Genomic DNA, 17,100 nt, shown 5'->3' on the forward strand with positions numbered 1-17,100 from the left:
CTCATCCCTCGCTGACGTGGACGGCAATGGCCGGACCGTACGCGATCCTGCCCTGGCAGACCGCCTTGACCACCATCCAGTACTCCCCGGGAACCGCGCCGAGCGGCGGCCGCACCTCGAAGAGGACCTGCGCCTCCCCGTCCGGCGGCACCTCGACCGGCAGCACGGCGGGGGCCGTCATCCCCCAGGTCCCGTACGGGGAGACGGCGTACGCCTGCCCAGTCAGGGCGGTCCGGATGCCGGTGGAGCCGATGCGGACCCGGACGGGGGCCCGCGCACCGGGGGCGACCGTCACCCTGGTCCGCGGTGCCTCCACCCACAGCCCGGCCGGGGGTGCGGCGCCGCCGCCCGGTCCGGGGACCGTGACGGTGAGCACGTCCTCGAAGGCCCCCGCCGGGGTGCGGGCGAGGACCCGGACCAGGTGTTCGCCCGGCTCCGCGCCGGCGGCGGGCTCCACCGTCAGCGGGAGCGAGACGTGCCCGCCCGCCGGGAGTTCGGGCCGCTGCCGGGTCCAGGAGGTCTGCCAGCCCTCCGGCGCCCGGACCTCCAGGGTGACCGGGCCTCCGTCGGCCGCCCCGTGGGCCGCGAGGGTGACCGTGACCGCGGAGGGGATCCCCCCGCACGTCACCGTGTACGGGGCGTCGCCGAGCGGGGCCGTCCCGGTGTTGTGCAGCCAGTACCGGCTGAACACCGGCCCGTGCGCCTCCCCTTCGACCTCCCGCAGCGGCATGCCCGATGCGGCGGGCAGCAGCAGCGTGGTCGTCGCGGCGCCCCGGACCCGCCCCTCGAAGGCGCCGGTCGGCCGGTCCAGCAGATCCGCCTCGGCGGCCGGCTCCGTCGGCCAGAGGATCTCCGTCGTCGCCGGGCGGCCGTGCGTCTCGCGCAGCCGGACCGCGAGGTCGCTCCGGTCGCCGGGGTCGCTCCGGTCGCCGGGGCCCTCGGCCCGTTTGACCGTCTCGATCAGCACCCGGTCGGCCGGCTCCACCCCGAGCAGCGAGCGCGCGGACGGCCGGGGCCCCTCGCCGGGGGTGGCCGTGACGGCGGTCATCGGCTTGTTGAACTCCCGTCCCCGGCGCGCCAGGTCCACCGCCCGCCAGTCGCCGGAGCCCGCGACCAGCGCGTGCTCGAAGACGTGGGTCCAGTGCTGGAGCTGGAAGGAGCTCCCGTCGGGCGCGGTGCGGCGCGGAGGGTCCATCCATTCGCCGCTCGGGCGGCCGGTGCAGGACCGCATCAGGGTGCTGTGCAGCCGTCCGGCGGTGTCGACGGCGAAGCCGGGCGTGCCGCGCACCAGGATCCCGACCGTGCGGTCCGCGTACGCCTCCCCGTGCGGGTACGCCTCCCCGTGCGCGCCCGCTCCGGCCGCCGGAGCGGGCGCTTCGATCCGGCCCGACGCGGCGACGGCCCGGGCGAGTTCCGCCGGGGGCCCGGTGAGGACCAGGACCGGCAGGTCGCGGACCCCGGTCAGGTCGCAGCCCGGGGTCCAGAGCGGGCGGAGCCCCGCGCGGGCCGCCACCCAGACCCGCGCGTGCTCTCGTAGGGCCTGCTCGTGGGCGGGACCGGCCGACTCCAGCAGCGCCGCCGTGAAGGGGTTCTCGCCGGGGCCACCGAGTGCGATGCGGAAGTCGGGCAGGCTGCTGTCCACCGCCAGGTCCCCCCAGCGCGGCCCGCCCGCCCGGGTCGGGGTCGCGGTGACTCCGTACCTGCCGAGCGCGGTGACCAGCTCCCGCAGCCCCTCGGGAGCGCCCGCGTCCGGGAGGACGATCTCCGCCGCGCCCAGGGCCCGCCCGCCCGGCCCGGTCATCGGCGCCGACAGCGCGAACCAGTTCAGGCAGGGGCTGTCCAGGGTCCACGGGGCCCGCGCGCCGTCGGCCCCGGCATCCGCCCCGGGAAAGGCGAACCCGCGCCCCACGGCGGCCGCGGCCGTCTCGGCGACGGGCAGCGCCCCGGGCACGTCGGCCGGGATCCGCAGCCGCAGCAGCTGGTCGGAGCCGTCGAACTCGTGCACCGTCGTGGTGAGTTCCACCCGGTCCAGGCCGTCCCACAGGGTGGTGGTCCGGGTCCAGCGGACGGGGCCGGTCCGCCCGCCGGCCACGATGCGCGAGCCCAGCGGCCCGCGCTCCACGTGGCAGGAGTCGGCGGGCGCGGCGCCCGAACCGGTGCCCGGCCCCTTGGGCAGCAGGTGCCAGGGGCCTTCCCCGAAGTACGGGTGCTCCGCGTACTCCTCCTGCACCACCAGCTCGTCCACTTCGCCCGGGGTGAGGATCTCCTGCCCGGTGCGCCGGTCCAGCAGCCGGGCGAGGCCGCCGCCGCGCGCGGGGTCGGCCTCGGCGCGCAGGAACTCGTTCTGGACGGCGTGCCCCCGGGCCGGCTCCCAGCCGCCGGAGAGCGGGCGGGCGGACGCGGCGAACCACCAGGTGCGGTGGCCGAGCGAGGGGACGTCCCCGGCGAGGAAGACCAGCTCGGCGGTGCCGTCGCCGACGGCCTCGAGGTGGACGGGGGCGCCGAGGCCGGCCTCGTCCAGGACGGTGATCCGGTCGGCGCGGCCCTCGTCCAGGCCCAGGAGCGCGAGGTCGACGCTCGTGCGGACCAGGTCGGTGCGGGTCCAGGACACCGGGTTGTGCACGGTGACGGCGAGGGGTCCGGGACCGCGGGTGTCGGCCTCGGCGGTCAGCGCGCGCAGCGCCTCCTCCCGTACGCCCGCGGCCAGTTCGTGGGCCTCGCGCCAGGTCGGGAGCAGGTCGAGGTAGACCTGGTCGGAGAAGGTCCCGGTGACGGCGTCGTGGTGGGCGGCGTGCAGCAGGTGGCGCCAGGCCCTGGACAGGGTCCGGGCGGGGTGGTCGGCCAGGCCCTCGGCGCAGGCGAGGGCGGCGAAGGTCTCGGCCTGTTCGAGGAGGTTCTCGGCGGCCCGGTGCGCCTGCTTCACGTCGATGTAGGTGACGTCCTTGCCCGTGTAGACCGGCCCCATCTCCCTGGTGACCGGCAGAGGCCGCTCGCCGCGCGCCGCGAACCCGGCGCGCACGGCCTCGAAGTGGGCGCGCGGCCCGGTGTGTTCCATGCGCGGCCAGCAGTAGCGGCGGTTCCAGGCGTGCTGCACGTCCAGGCCCCAGCGGTGCGGCCAGGAGAAGTCGGTGCCCATCGGGATCAGGACGTTCTTCGTCGCGGCGGCGGTGCGCAGCAGCTCGTACAGCCCGAGCAGCTGTTCGGCGGCGGCGTCGGCGTCCGGAGCCCGGTGGGAGGACCAGCCGGCGGAGTAGTGCGCGGGCAGGTAGTGCAGGAGCAGCCCTTCGCCGCCGGGCGCGATCCACTCGTACTCGGCGGGCAGTTGCATGGCCGCGGGCGGGCGCAGTGCGCCGTCCCAGGTGTCCGTCATCGGTCCCCACTGGTGGTGGGGGCCGCGGGCCAGGACGGCGGAGTCGATGCCGGCGCCGGCCATCAGGGCGGGGAAGGACGGGTCGTGGCCGAAGACGTCGAGCTGCCAGGCGGTGCGCGGGTCGGCGCCGAGGGTGCCCCGGTGCAGGGCGAGGCCGTGGACGGCGCTGCGGATGGTGGTCTCGGCGGAGGTGAGGTTGGTGGAGGGCTCGTTGTAGGTGCCGCCGACGATCTCCAGGCGGCCCTCGGCGATCAGCGCGCGCAGCTCGGCGCGCTCGCCGGGGTGGGTGTCCCAGTAGGGCTTGAGGTAGTCGACCTCGGAGAGGACGAAGCGGTACGCCGGGTCCTCGCGCGCCTGCTGGAGGTGGAGCGGGATCAGGGTGAAGGCGGGGACGCCGGTGTACTCCCAGCCGTGCGCGGGCTCGCCGGGCCGCTGGGGGAGGTCCCAGAGGGCGGTGTAGGCGGCCTGGGTGTTCCACCACATGGGGTCGTAGTGGAAGTGCGGCACCAGGCGGACGGTCCAGCCGGGCTCGGCGACGACGAGGCCGAAGGGCAGCTCGGCGAGGGGCCGCCCGTCGGGGGTGGTGACGCGGACGGTGGCGGGCAGGAGGGTTCCGGGGGCGGCGCCGGGGGTGCGGACGGAGACCTCGACGGTGGACTCGACGGACCGCTCGGCGGACGGCTCGGCGGTCCGCTCGATGGGCCACTCGATGGGCCGCTCGACGGGCCGCTCGACGGACTGCCCTGCGGCCCGCCCGGCGGGGTCCTCGAAGGCCTCGGCGGTGTCGGCGCGCACGATGCGGGGGTGCGGGGTGGTGATGCCCTCGCCGTGCACGCGGACGTGCAGCGGGCCGGCCGGGCGCGTTCTGCGGATGCTCACCCGGACGACCTGCGAGGGCGTTTCCGGCGGGCCGCCGAAGAGGGCCGGGGTGGTGGCCGAGGTGACCGTAATTCCGCTGTCCATTTCCGCACACTTCCTTGCGTGATGACATGGGCCAACAAGAACTAAACCGCATTAGCACAACCAGCTTCAAACGGCCTGAAGCCCTCTGTCAACTGGACTGAAGCGCATAAGTATCACGACCCTCCGAGGTCAGGACTTTCACCCCAGCGAGGGAGGATGTTCGGGGTTGATGGCCCTGTTGACTTATCCCCCGCACACGCGGCAGGTTATGGGGCGTCCGGCGAATTCCCCCTGAACTCCAGGACCCTTCATGCACGACGGCACCGCCGCCTCCCAGCCCGCCCGCACCCTGCGCTTCGGCGCCAACTACACGCCGACCCGGGGCTGGTTCCACCACTGGCTCGACTTCGACCTCGACGAGGTCAGGGCCGACCTCGACTCCATCGCGGGCCTCGGCCTGGACCACGTACGGGTCTTCCCGCTGTGGCCGGTGTTCCAGCCGAACCGGACGCTGATCCGGCCGCGCGCCGTCGAGCAGCTCGTCGCGCTCGCCGACGCGGCCGGCGAACGCGGGCTCGACGTCAACGTCGACGGTCTCCAGGGGCACTTGTCGAGCTTCGACTTCCTGCCCGCGTGGACCGGAACCTGGCACCGGCGCAACATCTTCAGCGATCCGCAGGTCGTCGCCGGGCAGCAGGAGTACCTGCGCACGCTGGCCGCCGCCCTCTCGGACCGGCCGAACTTCCTCGGCATGACGGTCGGCAACGAGATCAACCAGTTCTCCGACGACCCGCACCCCTCCCCCGACCGGATCACCCGAGAGCAGGCCGGGCGGTGGCTGGAGCGGATGCTCGCCGCCTGCGAGGAGGGCGCGCCGGGCCGCCTGCACCTGCACGCCGAGTACGACGCCGCCTGGTACCAGGACGGGCACCCCTTCACCGTGGCCCAGGCGGCGCGCCTGGGCGGCGCCACGGCCGTGCACTCCTGGGTGTTCAACGGCACCGCGCAGCGCCACGGCCGGACCGGGACGGCCACCGAGCACCACGCCGCGTACCTGATCGAGCTCTCCAAGGCCTGGGCCCGCGATCCGCACCGCCCGGTCTGGCTCCAGGAGGTGGGCGCGCCCGCGCCGCTGATCGGACCCGAGCACGCGGCCTCCTTCACCGCGGCCACCGTGGCGAACGCCCTGGACTGCCCCGACCTGTGGGGCGTGACCTGGTGGTGCTCGCACGACGTGTCGCGGGAGCTCGCGGACTTCCCGGAGCTGGAGTACGGGCTCGGGCTGCTCACCAACGACCGCCGGACCAAGCCCGCCGGAGCGGTGATCGCCGGGATCGCCGAGGAGTGGCGGGGCCGCGAGCACCGGCCGGCGGTGCGCTCCACCGCGCTCGCCGTGGACGTGGGCGGCGGTGAGGCGGCGCCGCGCCGCTCCGTGTGCGCGCCCGGCGGAGCGTTCTTCGAGGCCTGGGCGGCGCTCACCGCCCAGGGGGTCCGGCCCGCCGTGGTCCTGGCCGAGCTCGCCGGGGACGCGGAGCACCTGGCCGCCCGCGGGATCACCGAGGTACTGCGCGTGCCCGACGTCCCCACCGGGTCCGGAGGTCCCCACCGGGGCTGACCGCCCACCACGAGCCCGCCAAGAGCCCGCCAAGAGCCCACCACGAGCCCGCCACGAGCCCACGGAGGAGATCCCCCATGTCCGAGACCGGCAATGGCATCGACCCCCGCACGGCCCATCTCCCGTCCCCGCGGCCGACCCGGCGCGGGGTCCTCCTCGCCGGCGCCGGGGCCGCCACCCTGGGCCGCGGGGCGGGCACCCGGGCGGCGGCCGCCCCGGCGACCGCAGCCGCATCCCGGGCGGCCCCCGCCGACCTGGCCCCGTACGCCTCCTACTGGTTCCCCGACTCGCTCCCCGCGGGGACCCCGGGCCCCGGGGTCACCTGGCACTCCCTCCTGCGGTGGAGCCCCGGCGCCGACCCCGATCTCGCGTTCAACACCGCCACCGTGCCGCTCGCGCCCCGCTTCACCCCGGTGCCGCCGAACACCACGGCCCGGACCGGCCAGGCCCGTATCGCCTCGCTCGTCTCCTTCGGGAGCACGGCCGCGAATCCGGCCCAGGGTTCCGCGACCGCCGACTACTACGCCCTCAGCCACTGGGCGTACATCGACGAGCTGGTCTTCTGGGGCGGCTCCGCCGGCGAGGGCATCGTGCTGGCCCCGAACGCGCCCGTCACCGACGCCGCGCACCGCAACGGCGTGCGGGTGCTGGGCAACGTGTTCCTGCCTCCCGTCCCCTACGGCGGCGACCTCCGGTGGACCCGCGACCTGGTCCAGCGGGACTCCCTGGGCCGTTTCCCGGTCGCCGCGAAACTGGTCGAGGTGGCGCGGGCGTACGGGTTCGACGGCTGGTTCGTCAACGCCGAGACCGAGGGCGGGGACAGCGGACTCGCCACCCGGATGCGGGAGTTCCTGCACGCCCTGCGCGCCGCCGGCGAACCGTACGGCCTGCGCATCACCTGGTACGACGCCATGAACTGCACCGGCGGGGTCGGCTGGCAGGGCGCGCTGAACGAGCTCAACCAGGAGTTCTTCGAGGACCGCCGGGGCAGGGTCGCGGACACCGTGCTCGTGGACTTCCGCTGGACCCCGGCGACGCTGGCCGCCTCCGGCGCGCTCGCCGACCGGCTGGGGCGCAGCCGCCACGAGCTGTGGGCGGCCGTGGACACGGAGTCCAAGGGCTGGGACACCCCGGTGGACTGGGACGCCATCGTCCCGCGCGACCGGGACCACGTCGTGTCCTACGGCTTCTACCGGCCCGAGTGGACCCTGGGCCACCTGACCGACCGCTCCCCCGGCGCCTTCCACCGCGCCGACGACCGGTTCTGGACGGGCGAGTCCCTGGACCCCGCCCGGCCCGCCCCCGAAGCCACCTGGCGGGCGCCCGCCACCGTGGTCGCGGACCGGTCCACCGTGAGCGCGCTGCCCTTCGGCTGCTCCTTCAACACCGGGCACGGCGAGCGCTGGTACGAGGACGGCGAGGCCGTCTCCGACTCCGGCTGGAACCACCTCGGCCTCCAGGACCGGCTCCCGGGCCGCCGCTGGGCCGTGGACACCACCGGGACCCGCCCCGAGGTCACCCTCGACTTCGCCCGGGCCTGGCGCGGGGGCTCCAGCCTCCTGGTCACCGGCGGGCTCACCGCCCCGGCCGCCGTGGGACTGCACTCCACGCGGCTGCCGCTGACCCGCTCCTGCGTCGTCGAGCTGGTCCACGCCACCGAGTCGGGTCGGGTGGCGCTCGAGCTCGGCGTGGCCGTGCGCGAGCCGTCCGGCCCGGGGCAGGAGGTCCCGTACACCTGGCTGGAGGCACGGGGCCCGGGCAGCGGTCAGGGCTGGCACACGACCCGGGTCCGGCTGTCGGCCCTGGCGGGCACCACCGCCCACGCCCTGGCCGTACGGATCACCCGACTCGGGAAGGAGCCGGTGCGCTGGCGGCTCGGCGCGCTGACGGTACGCGACGCCGCCGCGCGGCCCCGCCCGGGTACTCCGGGCACCCCGGCCGTATCCGCCTCGGCCCAGCACTCCGGCAGGGCGGCCCTGCGGCTGTCCTGGCAGCGGGCAGCCGGGCCGGTGCGCCACTACGAGGTGTCCCGCGTCCTGCCGGACGGCACCCGCCGCTTCCTCGGCGGCACCTGCGGCACCGCCCTCCACCTCCCGGCGGTGCGCCGGTCCGGGCGGGAACGGGCCGCCGTCTTCGAGATCCGGGCCGTCGACGAGCTGTACGCCGCCTCCGCCCCGGCCCGCACCACCCTCACCTGGACCTGAGCCGCCGCCCGCCCGCGGGGGCGACCCCGCGATCCACTCGGGCACGGCCGACCGCTCGGGCACGGCGGTCCGCTCAGGCACGGCGGTCCGCTCAGGAGCTGCCGTCCGCTCAGGCGCAGCGGTTCACTCGGGCGCGGCGGACGGATCGGAGCGCGGGATCGCCACCGTCACCCGCAGCCCGTGCGGCGGGTTCGGCGCGTAGGAGAGGGACCCGCCGCCCGCGGAGAGCAGGGTGCGGGCGATGGACAGGCCGAGTCCGGAGCCCTTCACGTTCTGGTGGAGTCCGCTGCGCCAGAACCGGTCGCCGACGCGGAGCAGCTCCTCCCCGGTGAGGCCGGGGCCCCGGTCGGCGACCACGACCCGCACCTGGTCCCCGACCACGGAGAGGGTCACCTCGACCGCCTCTCCCTCCGGGGTGAACTTGAGCGCGTTGTCGATGACGGCGTCGAGCGCGCTGGAGAGCGCGATCGGGTCGGCCCAGCCGGTGGCGGCGCTGCGCCCCGCACTGGTGAGCCGTACGCCCTTCTCCTCGGCGAAGGGGCGCCAGGCGGTGACCCGCTCGGCGGCCAGACCGGCGATGTCGACGACGCCGATCTCGGCGGTGGCGTGCTCGGCCAGCGCCAGGTCCAGCAGGTCGTCCAGGACCTGGGTCAGCCGCTTGCCCTCGGTCCGGACGGAGGCGATCTCCTGGTTTCCCTCGGGCAGTTCGAGGGCGAGCAGCTCGATCCGCAGGAGCAGCGCCGCGAGCGGGTTGCGCAGCTGGTGGGAGGCGTCGGCGACGAACGCCCGCTGCTGCTCCAGTACGTCTTCGACGTTGTCGGCCATCTCGTTGAACGAGCGGGCCAGGCGTCTGAGTTCCGGCGGGCCGCCGGCCGCCGCGACGCGGGAGTTCATCCGTCCGGTGGCGATGCCGTGGGCGGCGGCGTCCAGGGTCTGCACCGGCTTCAGCACCCAGCTGGTCAGCCGCAGTGCGGCGCCGAAGGCGACGAGCATGGCCGCGCCGAGACCGGCGACGATGAGCAGCCAGCCCCGCAGGATCCGGTCGCGCATCTGATCGGTGGGTGAATCGGTGGCGACGACGGCGACCACGTCCCCGTCGAGGACGACCGGGGAGATGACGAGGAGCCTGCCGCCCGGCTGCCAGGGCCACACCTGGCCGGGGTCGTGGCTGCGCCGTCCGGCGAGGGCGTCCTCGAAGGCGCGGCGCCCCTGGTCCGACTTCGGCAGCTCCCACCAGCCGGGGGCGCGGACCAGGGCGTTGTCGTCGCGGAAGAAGATGCCGACGCGGATGCCGTACAGCTCCTGGTAGCGGTTGAGTTCCTGGCGCAGGGTCTCGCGGCGCTCGTCGGCGCCGCTGGACTTGGAGCCCTCGGCGTCGATGACGAACTGCGCCAGCGCGGCGAAGCGGGCGCTGTCGTCGATCCGGTCGACGACCACCCGCTGCTGCTGCCCGGCGGCCAGGGACACCGCTAGCGGGAAGCCGAGGGCGAGCAGGACGCCCGCCATCAGGACGACGAGCAGGGGGAGCAGACGGGCGCGCACGACGGATCTCCGCTAGAGGGCGGGCGGGGTGGGTGCGGCGGGCGAGGCCGGTGCGGCGGGCGGTACGACGAGCCGGTAACCCACGCCGCGGACGGTCTCGATAAGCGCGGGCATCCGCAGCTTGGAGCGCAGCGAGGCCACGTGCACTTCGAGGGTCCGGCCGGTCCCCTCCCAGCTGGTGCGCCAGACCTCGCTGATGATCTGCTCGCGGCGGAAGACGACGCCGGGGCGCTGCGCGAGCAGGGCCAACAGGTCGAACTCCTTGCGGGTGAGCGGTACGTCGGCCCCGTCCACGCTGACCCGGCGGGTGGACAGCTCGATGCCGACGCCTCCGAGGCTGACGACCCCGGGCGCGCCCACCGCGCCGCCGGCGGCGCTCTCCTCGGAGACCCCGGTACGGCGGGCCACCGCGTGGATGCGGGCGAGGAGTTCGCCGGTGTCGTAGGGCTTGGTGACGTAGTCGTCTGCACCCATGTTGAGGCCGTGGATGCGGGAGCGCACGTCGGCCCGCGCGGTGACCATGATGACGGGCGTGCCGGTGCGCTTGCGGATCTTGCCGCACACCTCGTACCCGTCCTGGTCGGGCAGGCCGAGGTCCAGCAGGATCACCCCGTAGGGCGGGGCGCCGGCCGGCAGCAGGGCCTGCAGGGCCTCCTCGCCGCTGCGGGCATGGGTCACCTTGAAGCCGTGCCGGGCCAGGATCGCGGACAGGGCGGCGGCGACGTGATCGTCGTCCTCGACGAGCAGCAGTCTCATGTCGTCCCCCTCTCCACTTCTTCCTCGTCCGTTGTTCGTCGTTCGTCGTTCTTCCCGTGGCCACCGATGACGGCCATCATGCATCCACGCCGATGCGGACCCCCACGTCAAGGTGGTTCCGGTCGGACGCGGCTTCCGTTACGCACCCGGTACGGCCACGGCCGGTGGAGTACGCCCGCACGCACGGAGCGTATCGGTGCGAGGCCGGATCGTTATGCTCAATTCTCCCTCAGATGTGCTGACGCTGTGCGCGCCACGTCACTACTGTCCTCCCAACCGAGGAGGACGGAGCTAGAAGCCGATGAGCGGAGTATCAGTGACCAAGGACGTGCAGGACGCGTCCGGTGCCGCGGACGACCTGGTCGTGCTGAGCAACGTCAACAAGCACTTCGGCGCGCTGCACGTGCTTCAGGACATCGATCTGAGCATTGCCCGCGGTGAGGTCGTCGTGGTGATCGGCCCTTCGGGGTCGGGCAAGTCCACGCTGTGCAGGACCATCAACCGCCTGGAGACAATCGATTCGGGCACCATTACGGTCGACGGGAAGCAACTCCCCTCCGAGGGACGCGAACTGGCCCGGCTCCGTGCCGACGTGGGCATGGTCTTCCAGTCGTTCAACCTCTTCGCGCACAAGACGGTGCTGCAGAACGTGATGCTGGGCCAGCTCAAGGTCCGCAAGGCGGACCAGGCGGCCGCGCAGGAGAAGGCGAAGTCCCTGCTCGACCGGGTGGGCGTCGGCTCGCAGGCCGACAAGTACCCCGCGCAGCTCTCGGGCGGCCAGCAGCAGCGCGTGGCGATCGCCCGCGCGCTGGCGATGGACCCGAAGGTGATGCTGTTCGACGAGCCCACCTCGGCCCTGGACCCGGAGATGATCAACGAGGTGCTGGAGGTCATGCAGCAGCTCGCCCGGGAGGGGATGACCATGGTCGTCGTCACCCACGAGATGGGTTTCGCCCGCTCTGCGGCCAACCGGGTCGTCTTCATGGCCGACGGGAAGATCGTCGAAGAGGCGACGCCCGAGCAGTTCTTCAGCAACCCGCGGAGCGATCGCGCCCGGGACTTCCTGTCGAAGATCCTGCACCACTGATTTCGCGTCTGGTAGTGATCCGGTGACGGATCGTCGTCCAGTTCGTCTCACTTCACTTCTGTCTCACGTCTCACTCCGAGGGAAGTCCACCATGAAGCTCTCCAAGGTCGGCGCGGCCGCCGCCGTAGCCGTTGCTCTCGCCCTGACCGCGACCGCCTGCGGCGGCGGCAGCGACAAGCCCGCCGGTGACTCCACTTCGACGGCCGGTGCCAAGAAGGACAAGATCGTCATCGGCATCAAGTTCGACCAGCCGGGTATGGGACTGAAGACCCCCGACGGCAAGTTCACGGGCTTCGACGTGGACGTGGCGACGTACGTGGCCAAGGAGCTCGGCTACGCGCCGGAGCAGATCGAGTTCAAGCAGGCCGTCAGCGCCGAGCGCGAGAACCTCATCGCCAACGGCGACGTGAAGCTGGTCGTCGCAAGCTACTCGATCAACGACAAGCGCAAGGAGAAGGTCGCCTTCGCCGGACCGTACTTCCTCGCGCACCAGGACCTGCTGGTCCGCGCCAACGACACCTCGATCACCAAGGCCGAGGACCTCAACGCGAAGAAGCTCTGTTCGGTCACCGGCTCCACCTCGGCGCAGAACGTCAAGACCAAGCTGGCCCCCAAGGCCGACCTGCAGGAGTACCCGGGCTACGCCGACTGCCTGACCGGTCTGGAAAACAAGGTCGTCGACGCGCTGACCACGGACAACTCGATCCTGGCCGGCTACGCCTCGCAGGACAAGAACAAGGGCAAGTTCAAGCTGGTCGGGCTGAGCCTGAGCAACGAGAACTACGGCATCGGTCTGAAGAAGGGCGACACGGACCTCCAGACCAAGGTCAACGCCGCCATCAAGAAGATGGAGACGGACGGCGCCTGGGAAGCGGCCATCCAGAAGAACTTCGGCCCGTCCGGCTACAAGAACGAGCCGGCGCCCGCGATCACCGAAGGCAGCTGATCCGGCGGCCGGTCCGCCGGCCCATCCATCGGTGAGGACTGATCCGTAGGTGAGGGACGGTGCCGCCCTATGCGGGCGGCACCGTGCCCCACCGGCCATCCCGGCCATCCTGGGGAGAGCGCAGGCCATCGTGTTCGATTTTCTTGATTCTGGGCAGTACGACCTGCTCGGAGCCTTCTGGGTGACGGTTCAGCTCACCCTCTACTCGGCCGCCGGGTCCCTGGTCTGGGGCACCGTACTGGCCGGGATGCGGGTCAGCCCGGTCCCGGTGATGCGGGGATTCGCCGCCGCCTACGTCAACGTGGTCCGCAACATCCCGCTGACCGTGCTGATCATCGGCAGCTCGCTGGGCCTGAACCAGACCCTCGGCATCACGCTCGGCGGCAGCACGTTCAAGGACATCGGCTTCCGGCTCGCGGTCCTCGGGTTCACCGCCTACACCGGTACCTTCGTCTGCGAGGCGCTGCGCTCGGGCATCAACACGGTCCCGGTCGGACAGGCCGAGGCCTCCCGCGCGCTGGGCCTGAGCTTCGTGCAGACGCTGACCCTGATCGTGCTCCCCCAGGCCTTCCGGGCGGTCATCGCCCCACTGGCCAACGTGCTGATCGCACTGACCAAGAACACGACGGTGGCGGCTGCCATCGGCGTTGCCGAGGCCTCCCTCCTGATGAAGGAGATGGTCGAGAACGAACCACAGGCGCTCTTCGCCGTCTTCGGGATCTTCGCCCTCGGCTTCGTCCTTCTGACCCTGCCCACCGGTCTCCTGCTCGGCTGGGTTGCCAAGCGAGTGGCGGTGAAGCGATGACCTCCGTGCTGTACGACGCCCCGGGCCCCAAGGCCAAGGCGCGCAACTGGATCTACAGCGGGATCTTCCTCGTCGTGGCCGCCGCCGTCGTGTGGTGGGTGCTGTCCGCCCTGGCGGACAAGAACCAGCTCGAAGCCGACAAGTGGGCTCCCTTCTTCACCGACAGCCGGCTCTGGACCACGTTCCTGCTGCCGGGACTCGGCGAAACCCTGCGGGCCGGTGCCATCGCCATGGTGATCGCCCTGCCCCTGGGCGCCCTGCTCGGCATCGGCCGGCTCTCCGACCACGCGTGGGTGCGCGCCGTCGTGGGCACCTGGGTCGAGTTCTTCCGGGCCGTTCCGGTGCTGATGCTGATGCTCTTCGGCTCCGCGTTCTTCGTGCAGTACACCTCCGTGGGCTCCGAGGTACGGCCGCTGTACGCGGTGATCACCGGCCTGGTCCTGTACAACTCCGCGGTCATCGCCGAGATCGTCCGGGCCGGCGTGCAGTCGCTCCCGCGGGGCCAGACCGACGCCGCGAAGGCGATCGGCATGCGCAAGGGCCAGGTCATGACGTACGTCCTGATCCCGCAGGCGGTCACCGCGATGCTGCCGGCCCTGGTCAGCCAGCTCGTGGTGATCCTCAAAGACACCGCGATCGGCGGCGCGCTGCTGGGCCTGGCCGAGCTGCTGTCGATGAATCGGCCGATCGCCGCGAACTACAGCAACACCATCCCGACCCTCGTGATCATCGCGACGCTGTACGTCGTGGTGAACTTCGGCCTCACCACCTTCGCCGCCTGGCTGGAGGGCCGCCTGCGGAAGTCGAAGCGGACCACCGACGCGATCGTCCCGGCGACCCTCGACGCGGGCGCGAACACGGGCGGCGCCATCTGACCGGAGCCCCGGCAGAACATCGGACATGCGCTCGGACCCGCGTCCGGCACCCGGCCTGACAGCCGGTCAGTACACTGGCGGGAAACGTGTGGTGCGGCGGAACTCATCCGCCGCACCACTCGGCATTGTCCCGCCCGGCGTCACTTGACGCAGGCACCTCCAGTGAGTTGCATACGTTCTGTGATCACATACCGGACACCGGGAGCCACATCATGGACCCGGTGATCGTCGTCGGCGCGGGGCCCGTCGGGCTGTCCATGGCCCTCGCCCTGGCCGGCCAGGGCGTGCCCTGCGTCGTGCTCGACGAAGGATCCGGCAAGGACGAACCCCGCCCGGCCCGCACCGTCGCCCTGCACGCCGACACCGCCGCCATGGTGCACCGGCTGGGCTGTGCGACCCTGCGCGACGAGGGCGCGTACTTCACCGCCTGGCGCACCATGCGACGCGGCCGCGACTCCCAGCGGATCACCTTCGAGGACGGCCCGGCCCCGATCCACCTGCCCCAGCACGCCCTGACCCGCGGGCTGCGCGACGCCGCCACCGCGCACCCCCTGGTCCAACTGGTCACCGAGAGCCGGATCGACGCCCTGGAGCAGGACGGCACCGGGGTCACCGCCCACACCCGGGGCGCCGAGACCACCTGGTGGCGCGGCAGCCACCTGGTCGGCTGCGACGGGGCCCGCTCCACCGTGCGCAAGCTGCTCGGCATCCGCTTCCCCGGCCGCACCGCCGTGGAACGGCACGCCGTCGCCGCCCTGCGCACCGAACTGCCGTGGCCGGGCGAGGCGTTGCTGCACCGCAGCCCGCCCGACGAAGTCACCGCACGGCCGCTGGCCGACGGGGTGTACCGGCTGGACTGGCTGCTCCCGGCGCGCGGGGACCTCGTGACCCCCGATGCGCTGGTCACCCTCATCCGCGACACCCTCGCGCTGTGGTGCGGCGGCACGACTCCCCCGTACGAGCTCCTCGACACCGGGGTCCACACCCTGCACCACCGGCTCGCCCGGCGCTGGCGCGACGGCCGCGTCTTCCTCGCCGGGGACGCGGCGCACCTGCTCGGCGCGCTCGGCACCCAGGGCGTCGAGGAGGGGCTCCGGGACGCCGAGAACCTCGCCTGGAAACTCTCCCTCGCCTGGCACCAGGGCGCCTCCGAGGAACTCCTCGACAGCTACGAGGCCGAGCGCCGCCGGGCGGTCGCCTCCCGGCTGCGCGCCGCCGACCAGGCGATGACCGCGGTGCGCGCCGGGAACGGGCTCCGCACCTACCTGCCCGGAGCTTCGCGCTCCGCCGAACTGCTCCTCACCGACGGCCACCTGGGGCGCGGCCCGCTGGGCGCCGAACCGGTGTACGCCCCGCCCGTGGCCGTCCGCGAGGCCCCGACCGCCACCGAGCCGGGCGGGTCCGTCGAGAACATCCCGGTGACCGCGCCCGACGGCTCGACGGTGCCGCTGCGCGACCAGCTGGGCCGGGGCCGGCTGCTGGTCGTCCTCGTCGCGCCCGGCACCGGGGTCTGGGACCGGCGCCACTGGGTGGGCGCCGGACTGATGCCCCGCCTCGCGGCGGCGGTCGCCGCGCTCCCGGTCCGGGCGGAGCTGCTCGTGGCGGACGGGTACCCGGGGGCGGCGGCGCACACCGTGCTCCTCGTACGACCGGACGGGCACATGGCGGCCACCTTCGACGGGGTCCGCCCGGCGGAGCTGTACGAGGCCGCGGACGCGGTCCGCCACGGCGCGCCCGAACCCGCCGCCTCTTCCGCTCCCCGCGCCGCTCCCGCCATCGCACCGTTGATCGATTGACCCTCCCGCCGAGTCGTGCTTCACTCGCGGACATGACCGGCAACGACGTACGCCTGTGGCGGAGGGTCCATATGGACCTGCTCCGCTACGCGGGCTGCGTGTGTCGCCCTTCCTGCTGATTCGCCTACCTCTGCGCGCCCGAAGTGTGCCGCGCACCCTCGCGAACCCCCAGGACGGTCATCCCCCATGCCTGCCACCACGCACGCCCCCGCTCCGGCCTCCGGGCCGGCGCCCGCCGCCGCCACTTCGGCGGCGGAGCTCCTCGCCTTCACCCTGCGCGTCGCCTCCGACCCCGAGCTGATCGCCTCCCTGCCCCTCGACCCCGAGGGCCGGACGTGGATCCGGCTGGACGGCCCGGGCGGCAGCGAGGCCTGGCTGATCGGCTGGCCCCCCGGCACCGGCACCGGCTGGCACGACCACGCCGAGTCGCGGGGCGCCTTCACCACCGCCCGCGGTCGCCTCACCGAGAACTCCCTGACGGTCCGCCTCCCCTCCGAGGGCTGGCAGTCCCTCTCCCTCGCCCCCGACGTGGACCGCACGCGCGGCCTGGCGGCGGGCGCCGGACGGGCCTTCGGCGAACACCACGTGCACGAGGTGCTGAACGAGTCCGGGACCGAGCACGCGATCTCCGTCCACGCGTACTACCCGCCGCTGCCCCTGATCCGCCGCTACAGCCGCACCGGCCCGGTGCTCACGCTGGAGCAGGTCGAGCGTCCGGCGGACTGGCAGTGAGCGGCATCGACGCACTCATCGACCGGGTGCGGACCACGTACACGCGGGTGGACGCGGCCCAGGCGCACGAGGAGTTCCTGGCCGGGGCGCTCCTGGTCGACATCCGGTACCAGGCCCTGCGTGAGCGGGACGGGCTGATCCCGGGCGCGCTGGTGATCGAGCGCAACGAACTGGAATGGCGCCTCGACCCGGAGGGCTCCCACCGCCTCCCGGAGGCCGTGAACCACGGCATCCGCGTCATCGTCGTCTGCAACGAGGGCTACGCCTCCACCCTCGCGGCGGCGTCCCTCCACGCGCTGGCCCTCCCGGAGGCCACGGACCTCACGGGCGGCTTCCAGGCCTGGAAGGCGGCGGGCCTCCCCGTCACCCCTTTCTGACGCGCCGCTCGCACCGCTCAGCGCTGACGCGCTTTCCGGGCATCGCGCCGCTGCGCCGGACTCCGTCCGTCGGTGCCTGGTCGGGGTCGCGA

At 73.4% G+C, this 17,100-nt stretch carries 13 protein-coding genes; 10 read left to right on the forward strand and 3 right to left on the reverse strand.

The annotated features are described in order from the left end of the window. Position 1 precedes the first annotated feature (1 nt). Entirely contained in the window at positions 2-4,333 is a 4,332-nt protein-coding gene (locus tag OG904_RS06105; RefSeq protein ID WP_405488162.1) for an NEW3 domain-containing protein, read from the reverse strand. Positions 4,334-4,583: 250 nt separating this feature from the next. On the opposite strand from OG904_RS06105, the gene OG904_RS06110 reads away from it, so the two are divergent. Both OG904_RS06110 and OG904_RS06115 read left to right on the forward strand, forming a co-directional pair. After that, positions 4,584-5,888 carry a glycosyl hydrolase gene (locus OG904_RS06110; RefSeq protein ID WP_405488164.1) on the forward strand — a complete coding sequence of 435 codons (1,305 nt, stop codon included), beginning with the start codon at positions 4,584-4,586 and terminating at the stop codon, positions 5,886-5,888. Between the two features lie 77 nt (positions 5,889-5,965). After that, positions 5,966-8,092, forward strand: coding sequence for an endo-beta-N-acetylglucosaminidase (locus tag OG904_RS06115; protein WP_405488166.1), 2,127 nt, complete (start codon positions 5,966-5,968; stop codon positions 8,090-8,092). A gap of 123 nt (positions 8,093-8,215) precedes the next feature. On the opposite strand, the gene OG904_RS06120 is transcribed toward OG904_RS06115, so the two are convergent. Then, positions 8,216-9,634, reverse strand: coding sequence for a sensor histidine kinase (locus tag OG904_RS06120; RefSeq protein WP_405488168.1), 1,419 nt, complete (start codon positions 9,632-9,634; stop codon positions 8,216-8,218). Positions 9,635-9,646: 12 nt separating this feature from the next. Further along, entirely contained in the window at positions 9,647-10,390 is a 744-nt protein-coding gene (locus OG904_RS06125) for a response regulator transcription factor (protein ID WP_405488170.1), read from the reverse strand. 301 nt (positions 10,391-10,691) lie between these two features. Between OG904_RS06125 and OG904_RS06130 the strand changes: the two genes are divergently transcribed. From OG904_RS06130 to OG904_RS06165, 8 genes are all read left to right on the forward strand, one after another. After that, positions 10,692-11,477: an amino acid ABC transporter ATP-binding protein gene (locus OG904_RS06130; RefSeq protein WP_405488172.1), complete on the forward strand. Its 786-nt coding sequence runs from the start codon at positions 10,692-10,694 to the stop codon at positions 11,475-11,477. A gap of 91 nt (positions 11,478-11,568) precedes the next feature. Beyond that, positions 11,569-12,423: a glutamate ABC transporter substrate-binding protein gene (locus tag OG904_RS06135; RefSeq protein WP_405488174.1), complete on the forward strand. Its 855-nt coding sequence runs from the start codon at positions 11,569-11,571 to the stop codon at positions 12,421-12,423. A 130-nt stretch (positions 12,424-12,553) separates the two neighbouring features. Then, the gene (locus OG904_RS06140) at positions 12,554-13,228 is read left to right on the forward strand and encodes an amino acid ABC transporter permease (protein WP_405488176.1); all 675 of its coding nucleotides are present in this window, start codon (positions 12,554-12,556) and stop codon (positions 13,226-13,228) included. After that, positions 13,225-14,103 (forward strand): amino acid ABC transporter permease, encoded by an 879-nt coding sequence (locus tag OG904_RS06145; protein ID WP_405488178.1) that lies wholly within the window; start codon positions 13,225-13,227, stop codon positions 14,101-14,103. Before OG904_RS06140 ends, OG904_RS06145 begins: the two co-directional genes overlap by 4 nt. Before the next feature lie 212 nt (positions 14,104-14,315). Further along, positions 14,316-15,899: an FAD-dependent monooxygenase gene (locus OG904_RS06150; RefSeq protein WP_405488180.1), complete on the forward strand. Its 1,584-nt coding sequence runs from the start codon at positions 14,316-14,318 to the stop codon at positions 15,897-15,899. A 32-nt stretch (positions 15,900-15,931) separates the two neighbouring features. Continuing rightward, on the forward strand, positions 15,932-16,018 hold the full coding sequence (locus OG904_RS06155) for a putative leader peptide (protein ID WP_311318651.1): 87 nt from the start codon (positions 15,932-15,934) through the stop codon (positions 16,016-16,018). A 67-nt stretch (positions 16,019-16,085) separates the two neighbouring features. Then, the gene (locus tag OG904_RS06160; RefSeq protein ID WP_405488182.1) at positions 16,086-16,631 is read left to right on the forward strand and encodes a cysteine dioxygenase; all 546 of its coding nucleotides are present in this window, start codon (positions 16,086-16,088) and stop codon (positions 16,629-16,631) included. Beyond that, complete coding sequence (locus OG904_RS06165; protein ID WP_405497797.1) at positions 16,622-17,008, forward strand: rhodanese-like domain-containing protein; 387 nt, start codon at positions 16,622-16,624, stop codon at positions 17,006-17,008. The genes OG904_RS06160 and OG904_RS06165 overlap by 10 nt, the downstream gene beginning before the upstream one ends. The last annotated feature ends 92 nt before the right edge of the window (positions 17,009-17,100 follow it).

This window comes from Streptomyces sp. NBC_00096 (genome assembly GCF_045041305.1).
Classification (GTDB): domain Bacteria; phylum Actinomycetota; class Actinomycetes; order Streptomycetales; family Streptomycetaceae; genus Streptomyces.

Bases quoted from the DNA above. Each gene is read 5' to 3' on its own strand.
- OG904_RS06160 (WP_405488182.1), top strand. From the start codon at position 16,086: ATGCCTGCCACCACGCACGCCCCCGCTCCGGCCTCCGGGCCGGCGCCC.
- OG904_RS06105 (WP_405488162.1), bottom strand. From the start codon at position 4,333: ATGGACAGCGGAATTACGGTCACCTCGGCCACCACCCCGGCCCTCTTC.
- OG904_RS06145 (WP_405488178.1), top strand. From the start codon at position 13,225: ATGACCTCCGTGCTGTACGACGCCCCGGGCCCCAAGGCCAAGGCGCGC.
- OG904_RS06150 (WP_405488180.1), top strand. From the start codon at position 14,316: ATGGACCCGGTGATCGTCGTCGGCGCGGGGCCCGTCGGGCTGTCCATG.
- OG904_RS06110 (WP_405488164.1), top strand. From the start codon at position 4,584: ATGCACGACGGCACCGCCGCCTCCCAGCCCGCCCGCACCCTGCGCTTC.
- OG904_RS06155 (WP_311318651.1), top strand. From the start codon at position 15,932: ATGACCGGCAACGACGTACGCCTGTGGCGGAGGGTCCATATGGACCTG.
- OG904_RS06115 (WP_405488166.1), top strand. From the start codon at position 5,966: ATGTCCGAGACCGGCAATGGCATCGACCCCCGCACGGCCCATCTCCCG.
- OG904_RS06125 (WP_405488170.1), bottom strand. From the start codon at position 10,390: ATGAGACTGCTGCTCGTCGAGGACGACGATCACGTCGCCGCCGCCCTG.
- OG904_RS06135 (WP_405488174.1), top strand. From the start codon at position 11,569: ATGAAGCTCTCCAAGGTCGGCGCGGCCGCCGCCGTAGCCGTTGCTCTC.
- OG904_RS06130 (WP_405488172.1), top strand. From the start codon at position 10,692: ATGAGCGGAGTATCAGTGACCAAGGACGTGCAGGACGCGTCCGGTGCC.